The sequence below is a fragment of the Pseudomonas sp. MD195_PC81_125 genome, assembly GCF_014060985.1.
Taxonomy (GTDB): Bacteria; Pseudomonadota; Gammaproteobacteria; order Pseudomonadales; family Pseudomonadaceae; genus Aquipseudomonas; species Aquipseudomonas parakoreensis.
In genome coordinates, this window is record NZ_JABULD010000590.1 from 1 (window position 1) to 3743 (window position 3743).

Annotated in this window: 1 pseudogene; it reads right to left on the reverse strand. The window is 62.8% G+C overall.

The window, feature by feature from the left end:
- Window positions 1–34: 34 nt before the first annotated feature.
- Window positions 35–3507: pseudogene (locus HT737_RS23945) on the reverse strand (NahK/ErcS family hybrid sensor histidine kinase/response regulator).
- Between the last annotated feature and the right edge of the window lie 236 nt (window positions 3508–3743).

Here is a 3743-nt window from a genome sequence, read left to right on the forward strand (position 1 = left end):
TGTAGGAGCTGCCGAAGGCTGCGATCTTTTGCTTTTACAGCGGCACATACCGACTCAACAACGCCCGCAATGCCGCCGGTTTCACCGGTTTGGCCAGATAATCCAGCCCTGCCGCATGCACCTGCGCCACCGTCTCCGGGCGGCCATCGGCGCTGATCACCACCCCCGGCACTGGCTCGCCTAACGTGGTGCGCAGCCACGCCATCAGCTCGGTTCCGGTATCGCCGTGGTCGAGGTGATAGTCGACCAATGCCAGTTGCGGCCGCACACCCTCGTTGAGCAACGCCGCGCATTCTTCGCGATTGCGCGCCGTCCACACCTGACAGCCCCAGCGGGTGAGCAGGCTGTTCATGCCAATCAAAATGCTGTCTTCGTTGTCGATGCACAGCACTTGCGCGCCGCTGAGCAACTTGCCGTTCAACTCCACCGCGGCGCTTTGCGGCAGCGCTTGCGCCCGGGCCAATGGCACGCTGACACTGAACACGCTACCGCGTCCCGGCCACGAACGTACGCGCAAGGTATGGCCGAGCACGCGACACAAACCGTCGGCAATCGCCAGGCCCAGGCCGAGGCCTTTTTCGGCGCGGGTCTGATGGCTGTCGAGGCGTTTGAACTCCTCGAAAATCACCTGTTGCTTGTCTTCCGGAATCCCCGGTCCGCGATCCCACACTTCCAGACACAGTTCACTGCCGCGTCGACGCACGCCCAGCAACACCGGCCCTTTGGCGTAGCGGAACGCGTTGGTCAGGAAGTTCTGCAAGATCCGCCGCAGCAATTTGATGTCGCTGTCGATGCGCAACTGGCTGCCGCGCACCCGGAACGTCAGCCCTTGTTCCTGCGCCAGCGCCTTGAATTCGGCGCCGAGGGTGTCGAACAGCTCGTTGACCGCGAACGGCTTGCGATCGGGGTTGATCTTGCCGTTCTCCAGGCGGGAAATATCCAGCAGGTCGCTGATCAGGTCTTCTGCCGAACGCAGCGAACTGTCGAGGTGTTGCACCAGTTTCTGCGCCTCGCTGCTCAAGCCGTCGTCCTGGTGGGGAGAGGGCGGCAGAGAACAGGCGCGCGGCGTTTAGCGGCTGCATCAGGTCATGGCTGACGGCGGCGAGGAAACGGGTTTTCGACTGATTCGCGGCCTCGGCATGGCCCTTGGCTTCAGTCAGTGCAACGTTGAGCTGCGACAGCTCTTGGGTGCGCTCGCTGACCCGTTGCTCCAAACCTTCGTTGGCCTCGGTCAACGCCTGCTCGGCCTCGCGGAACGCAGTGATGTCGGTGAAACTCATGACGAAGCCGCCGCCGGGCATCGGGTTGCCGATCAGCTCGATCACCCGGCCGTTGGGGAACAAGCGTTCGGAGGTATGCGCACGGCCCTGACGCATCCAGTGCAGGCGCCGGGCAACGTGGACTTCCGCCTCGCCGGGGCCGCACAAGCCGCGTTCGGCGTTGTAGCGAATGATGTCGGCAATCGGCCGGCCGACGCTGATCAAACCGTCCGGGTAGTTGAACAGCTCCAGATAGCGCCGGTTCCATGCCACCAGTTTCAGCGACTGGTCGACCACGCTGATGCCTTGAGTGATGTTTTCGATCGCGCCTTGCAGCAAGGCGCGGTTGAATTGCAGGACTTCCGAAGCTTCGTCAGCGATGCGGACGACGTCCTCCAGCTGCATTTCCCGACCTTCAATCGCGGCTTTTACCACCGCCCGTGTCGAAGAAGCGCCGAGTACGCCGGCCAACAAGCGTTCGGTGTGGGCGATCCATTCGCCGTCAGCATTCTGGTTCGGGTTGAAGCCCTTGCCCTGGCGGTAAGCGAAACGAATGAAGCTCTGTCGCGCGCGTTCTTCACCGACAAAGCGTGCCGCCAGTTGCAGCAAATCATCAATCTGCACCGCGAGCATCGAACGCGCACTCGGCCGAGCACTGATTTCCTGGCCGATGAAGCGCCCGGCCTGCCAGTGTTCCGAGACCCGCGTGCGCGACAACACCGAGACCCATGCAAACAGCGTGAAGTTGCCCGCCAGTGACAGCACCACGCCTTGGGTCAGCGGGGTGATCGGCAGGTTCAGCGGGTTACTGTGCAGCCACGAAAGGCCCGGGAACGTGCTCAGCGACCAGCCAAGGCTGTGGGCGGCAATCGGCAGGATCAGCGTGTAAAACCAGAGGAATGTACCGGCGGCCAGACCGGCGAATACCCCACGGCGGTTGGCCTGTTTCCAGTACAGCGCGCCAAGCATCGCCGGTGCCGAGTTGGGTGACGGCGGCGAAGGCGATCTGGCCGATGGTCGCCAGGCTCGCGGTGGAGCCGAGCAAACGGTAGCTGACGTAGGCCAGCAACAGAATCAGCACAATGCTCACGCGGCGCACCGAAAGCATCCATTGGCGGAACACTTCGAACGGGCGCTCGGCGTTGTTACGGCGCAGCAACCACGGCAAGAGCATGTCGTTGGAAACCATGGTCGACAGCGCCACACTGGCCACAATCACCATGCCGGTAGCCGCTGACGCACCGCCGATGAACGCCAGCAACGCCAGGGCCGGATGGGCCTGGGCCAGTGGCAGGCTGATCACGAAGGAGTCGGGCAGTACGTGGCTCGGCAGCATCATCTGCCCGGCGAGGGCGATCGGCACCACGAACAGCGCGGCCAGCGCCAGATAGGCCGGGAACACCCACTTGGCCAGACGCAGATCCTGCGGGTCGATGTTCTCCACCACCGTGACGTGAAACTGTCGTGGCAGGCAGATGATCGCCATCATCGCCACACCCGTTTGCACCACCATCGACGGCCAGTTGATGGTTTCTTTCCAGTATTGCTCCAGTCGTGGCGCGAGCATGGCCTGATTGAACAGGTCGTCGAAACCGTCATACAGGCCGAAGGTGACGAAGGCGCCGACAGCAAGAAAGGCGAACAACTTGACCAGTGATTCAAAGGCAATCGCCAGCACCATGCCGCGGTGGTGCTCGGTGGCGTCGAGGTTGCGCGTACCGAAGACGATGGTGAACAGCGCCAGCACCAGCGACACGATCAGCGCGGTGTCCTGGGCGCGGGTGCCCATGGCGTCGGCACCGGCGCCGATCAACAGGTTCACGCCGAGGACGATGCCTTTGAGTTGCAGGGCGATATAAGGGAGGACGCCGACCAGGCAGATCAGCGCGACCACCACTGCCAGCGATTGCGATTTGCCGTAGCGCGCGGCGATGAAGTCGGCAATCGAGGTGATGTTCTCCTGTTTACTGATCATCACCATTTTCTGCAGGACCCACGGCGCGCCCAGCAGCAACAGGATCGGTCCGAGGTAGATCGGCAGGAATGACCACAGCTGTTCGGCGGCTTGGCCGACCGCGCCGAAGAACGTCCAACTGGTGCAATAAACCGCCAGCGACAGGCTGTACACCCACGCGCGCATCCGCGGCGGCAACGGCGTGCTGCGACGGTCGCCGTAGAAGGCGATGGCGAACATGATGGCCATATAGGCCAGGGCGACGGCGGCGATCAGCCCGGTGGACAACGACATGCAACACTCCCGACAAAAGACTCCCCGGCAATCCTGCCCGGGCGGACAGTCTCGCATGAGTGCGGCGGTTAGTCAGTGTCGACCAAGGTCGTGGCGTGGCGGGGTGTCGCAGGTTTGAAACCGGGTGGTTTCTCGGGTGACCGGTCAGGCCCCATCGCTGGCAAGCCAGCTCCCACAAGGAACTCCAGTGGGCACATATTTTTGTGAACATCACAGACCCTGTGGGAGCTGGCTTG